The following is a 4,344-nucleotide window of genomic DNA, read 5'->3' on the forward strand; positions in this document are numbered from 1 at the left end:
CTGCGGTCCGGGGACGCTTCGGGTATGGCTCGGGAACCCTTCGGGAACAGTTCGGTAGTTTATCGAGTTTGTTCGGTGTCCACCGAAGCCGGGTCGAAGCGCGGTCGAAGCGGAGTCGAAGCGCCCTCGAACAGTTCCCGAAGAAGTCTCGAAGAACCCTCGAACAACACCCGAAGCGCCCTCGAAGCCGACTCGAAGCGTGCGCTGCTCACCGGAAAATAAGGGTGTTGGCCAGCAAGGTCTCATCGGCACTGATGCTGTGCGGTTTTCCCGGATAAATCTCCATGGTTACCTGCGCGCCCAATTGCCGCAGGATGGCGGCACTTTCTTCAATTCTTGCCAGCGGCACATGTGCATCATGGTCACCGGCGGTAATCAATACCGGTGTTTCATCAAAATCACCCAGATAAGCTGTATGGTCCAATGTGGCACCGATAAGTCCCCCGGTAAACGCCACGATGCCGCGGTACCGGCGGGCATGGCGGGCCGCATATTCCAGGGCGAGGCAGGCACCCTGCGAGAAACCGACGAGATATACCTGTTCTGCGGGCATGCCCTGCGTGGCAAGCTCCGCAAAAACCTCATCAATCCGTGCCAGCGCGGAATCCAGTGCCGGCTGATTCTGATCAACCGGTGCCATGAAACTATGGGGATACCAGGTATTATTGGTTGCCTGCGGCGCCACAATGGCAGCATCCGTAAACTGAAGGTGATGCTGCAGGGAGAGAATGCCCTGTGCCGAACTGCCCCGTCCGTGGAGCAGCACAACGGCGCTTTTTGCCTGTGCCACTCCTTTCCCGGCCTGTATAACCTGTTTTTCGTGCGTATACATAACTTAATCTAATTGTGGTAAAACAGCTTCGATATGACTTCGGTTTGCTTCGTATTGAGGCGGCAGCTTCAGTCCGCTTCCAAGCTGGGCAACGGTTTCATCCGTGGCGAAGCCGGGGTTATCGGTAGCCAATTCAAACAGCACGCCTCCCGGCTCGCGGAAATACAGCGAGTAAAAGTAATTCCGGTCGATTTTCGGGGTAATTTGCAGACCGAGGGCAGCAATTTTTTCGCGAAAATGCATCAATACGGCCTCATCCGGCACGCGGAACGCAACGTGATGTACCGATCCGCCGGCGACCTGCCCGACTGCTTCACCCGGCGCCTCCACCAAATCAACAATAGCCGCTTGCTGCACCGCATCGGTCACCAGGCGGTAACGGTTTACTTCCTGTTGAGCCAACCGATAGCCAAACACATCCGTCAGGATACGGGCGGTGGCATCCATCTTCTGCGTGGTAATGGTGATGTGATGGAATCCCCGCAGTGCATGCGCGGCGGTTACTTCCTCCGTTTCCCAGGGTGTGCGTGTGTCGGCGACCCGCGGCACGGTTAATTCCAGTTTCAGTCCGTCCGGATCCAAAATCGTCAAGTACTGCTCGCCGAACTTCTCAGCCACGTTGTTGTGGATCACGTTGTGTTCCTCCATCCGCCGTTTCCAGAAATCAAGGCTCCCTTCGGGTACGGAAAGACCGACCTCCGTTACCTGTTTCGTACCCCGGCGCCCCATGTGAACGCGGTTTCCCCAGGGAAAGAAGGTGAGAATGGTGCCCGGCGTACCCACTTCGTCACCGAAATAAAAATGATATGTTTCCGGGTCGTCGAAATTAACGGTCTTTTTCACCAACCGCTGCCCCAATATGCGTGTATAAAAATCGTGATTCCTTCGGGCATCTCCCGCAATAGCGGTAACGTGATGAAGGCCTAAAATCCTGTTTTCCATAATTGATACTCCTTTATTTGCCATAACGGCTGTTTGTTGATACAAAAGTAAACGGTGCCGGACGGCTGCGCATTAACCTATAACAAGAAAAGCCGTTTCATTTATATAAAGTGAAAACACCGCTGATGGTTTTGGTTATTTCATACTTAAAAAATGCCACCGGGGCGCCGCGTGTGGCCGATCGGAATATCCAACACGGGGATATTGCATATGAACGGATTTTAGCTAAGTTTGTGGTGATGACCCATTATGCTGCATGATGATGTTTGAATCCATTAACGACTATGTTAACCATTGCGGAAATTTCGCATCGGAGGAACTGGCGGTTTTCAACGGCCTACTGGTTCCCAGATCGGTTAAAAAAAAGCAGATCCTCCTCCGCGAGGGTGAAATCTGCAATTTCGAAGCATATATCGTAAAGGGTTGCATACGCACCTATTACATTGATGAAAACGGCAGTGAGGCCATCCTACAGTTTGCTATTGAAGACTGGTGGGTAGGCGATATCGGCAGCTTCCACGACCGGACGCCCAGCCTGTTTTACATTGAAGCGATGGAAGACAGTGAGCTCCTTACGCTTAATGTTGCCAGCAAGGCTGCGTTATTGGACCGGCTGCCCAAATTTGAGCGGGTTTTTCGCCTGATGATTCAGCGGCACCTGGTTGCCGTGGAACGGCGCCTGATCCGTACCATGGCACGGACGGCGGAGGAGCGTTACCTGGACTTCATTAAACAGTACCCCAAAATTACCCAGCGGGTTCCACAGCACTACATCGCTGCATACCTGGGAATGACCCCCGAGTTTCTCAGCAAGGTCCGGCGGCGGCTGGCCACCCGGAGCGCATAAAGCAGGGGATTAAAGTACCACGTCTGCCCAAACGGGATAATGGTCGGAAAGCTTCTTCTTAACAATCTGGTACCATTGGATGGAAAACTCCTTACTGGCCAGAATGTAATCGATCTGAAAATTGGGGAAATCGCCGTTGTAGGTTACCCCCCAACCGCGTCCTTTTTCCAAAAAGGCATTCTGCATACCGGAAGACACCTGATTGACGGCATAAGACAACGGTGTGTCGTTGAAATCTCCGGCAATGATGAACGGCACACGGCAGGCGTTGCTATGCGCTTTCAATGATTCTGCCTGGCCGCTCCGCGCCCGGAAGGCCTGTTTCAGTCGCGACCCGATGCGTCGGGTAGATGCGGCATCTTCCTCAATGATTTTGGCCGGGCGCTTGATGAAATCGTAGTCTTCCTTTTGGAAGCCAATTGACCGTAAATGCACGTTATACACGCGGAAGACCTTGCCATTCTTATTGATATCGGCATATACCACCCGGTTTACCCCGTACTGATGATCGGGCAGGTGCCCGGATTCCAGAATGGGGTATTTGGAGAAAATGGCCAGACCGTAGGCCTCATACTCGTTTTGCGCAGCGGGAAAAACCACACGGTAAGGTAAACCGACATCTTCTTTAAATGCCTTTGACATCCGGTGTTTTCCGCGCTGCCGGGTATAATACTCCTGAATACAGACGACATCGGGTGAAACGGAATCGATGACCTGCATGATCTCGTCTTTGATCGCCGGGGCGTTATTCTGCGCTTCGAAGGTCCGGAAAAAATGGACGTTGTAGGTCATGAGCCGGATCGCAGCCGAATCGGGCGCAGTCATTGTATCCGCCGGCACGCGGGCACTAAAACCGAAATGCTTGTTAAAGGTGTTCCATCCCACTAAAATCGCTATCAGGGAAATGCCGGCATAGGGGATTCGCCGGATCAGCCAGTAAATGATAAACAGGATATTGACGACCAGCAAGGGCAGGTATGCAATGCCGAAAAAAGCGATCGGCCAAAACCCCATGGGGTTAACAACAGGGGCAAGGTAACTCAGCAGCAACGCAATTACAGCGCAGCCGTTCGCCAATAGCATGAACTTACTGATGACACCCAATTTATTCGTGCGCCGCGCCTTCCGTGCCATTAGTACTCATTTTGGCCCTGTTTACTCGCCTTAAAGAGCGCCTCCTTTTCGGCTTTGGTAAGGCTGTCGTAGCCCGATTGTGAAATTTTATCTAAGATTTGATCGATCACTTCCTGGTTGGGCACGAGTGGGGGTTCCTGCCGCGGGGAGGCGTGATCATTCCGGACCACGCGTAATTTACTTTTTTTACGCTGGCCCAGCACACGACTCCAGTCGTGGCCCGCGCGCAGCTGCCTGATATACAGGTAGCCCAGCAATGCTCCCCCGATGTGGGCGATACTTCCGCCGGCATTAAGGCCTGCGATGGCCAGCACATCAATAACGATAAACGCCAAGGCCAGGTATTTCAGCTTGACATTTCCAAAAAAGAGCATCCGCAGGGTGTAGTCGGGCAACAGCGTTGCCGTGGCAAATACGACCGCACTGACGCTGGCGGAAGAGCCAATAAGTACCGTGCGGAGCGCCTCCTCCCGGAACACCGGAATGAAATTGTACGCCAGCATAAACAGCACACCGCCAAGCACACCTCCGGCGAGGTATACAAAGATGAACTGCCGTTTCTTCAGAAAATCAAGAAATATAATACCCA

At 53.0% G+C, this 4,344-nt stretch carries 5 protein-coding genes; 1 reads left to right on the top strand and 4 read right to left on the bottom strand.

Features of this window, described 5'->3' with window-relative positions:
- Positions 1 to 208 precede the first annotated feature (208 nt).
- Both ABWO75_RS13355 and ABWO75_RS13360 read right to left on the bottom strand, forming a co-directional pair.
- Positions 209 to 832 carry an alpha/beta hydrolase gene (locus ABWO75_RS13355; RefSeq protein ID WP_353186332.1) on the bottom strand — a complete coding sequence of 208 codons (624 nt, stop codon included), beginning with the start codon at positions 830 to 832 and terminating at the stop codon, positions 209 to 211.
- 3 nt (positions 833 to 835) lie between these two features.
- Entirely contained in the window at positions 836 to 1,774 is a 939-nt protein-coding gene (locus ABWO75_RS13360) for a ring-cleaving dioxygenase (RefSeq protein ID WP_353186334.1), read from the bottom strand.
- Between the two features lie 256 nt (positions 1,775 to 2,030).
- Here ABWO75_RS13360 and ABWO75_RS13365 point away from each other — a divergent pair, with 256 nt between their 5' ends.
- Positions 2,031 to 2,621, top strand: a complete 591-nt coding sequence (locus tag ABWO75_RS13365) for a Crp/Fnr family transcriptional regulator (protein WP_353186336.1) — start codon at positions 2,031 to 2,033, stop codon at positions 2,619 to 2,621.
- Between the two features lie 9 nt (positions 2,622 to 2,630).
- On the opposite strand, the gene ABWO75_RS13370 is transcribed toward ABWO75_RS13365, so the two are convergent.
- Positions 2,631 to 3,755, bottom strand: coding sequence for an endonuclease/exonuclease/phosphatase family protein (locus tag ABWO75_RS13370; protein WP_353186338.1), 1,125 nt, complete (start codon positions 3,753 to 3,755; stop codon positions 2,631 to 2,633).
- On the bottom strand, positions 3,755 to 4,344 hold a 590-nt coding region (locus ABWO75_RS13375), incomplete at its 5' end, for a rhomboid family intramembrane serine protease (RefSeq protein ID WP_353186340.1). The genes ABWO75_RS13375 and ABWO75_RS13370, both read right to left, overlap by 1 nt.

Source organism: Parapedobacter lycopersici, assembly GCF_040395035.1.
Taxonomy (GTDB): Bacteria; Bacteroidota; Bacteroidia; order Sphingobacteriales; family Sphingobacteriaceae; genus Parapedobacter; species Parapedobacter lycopersici_A.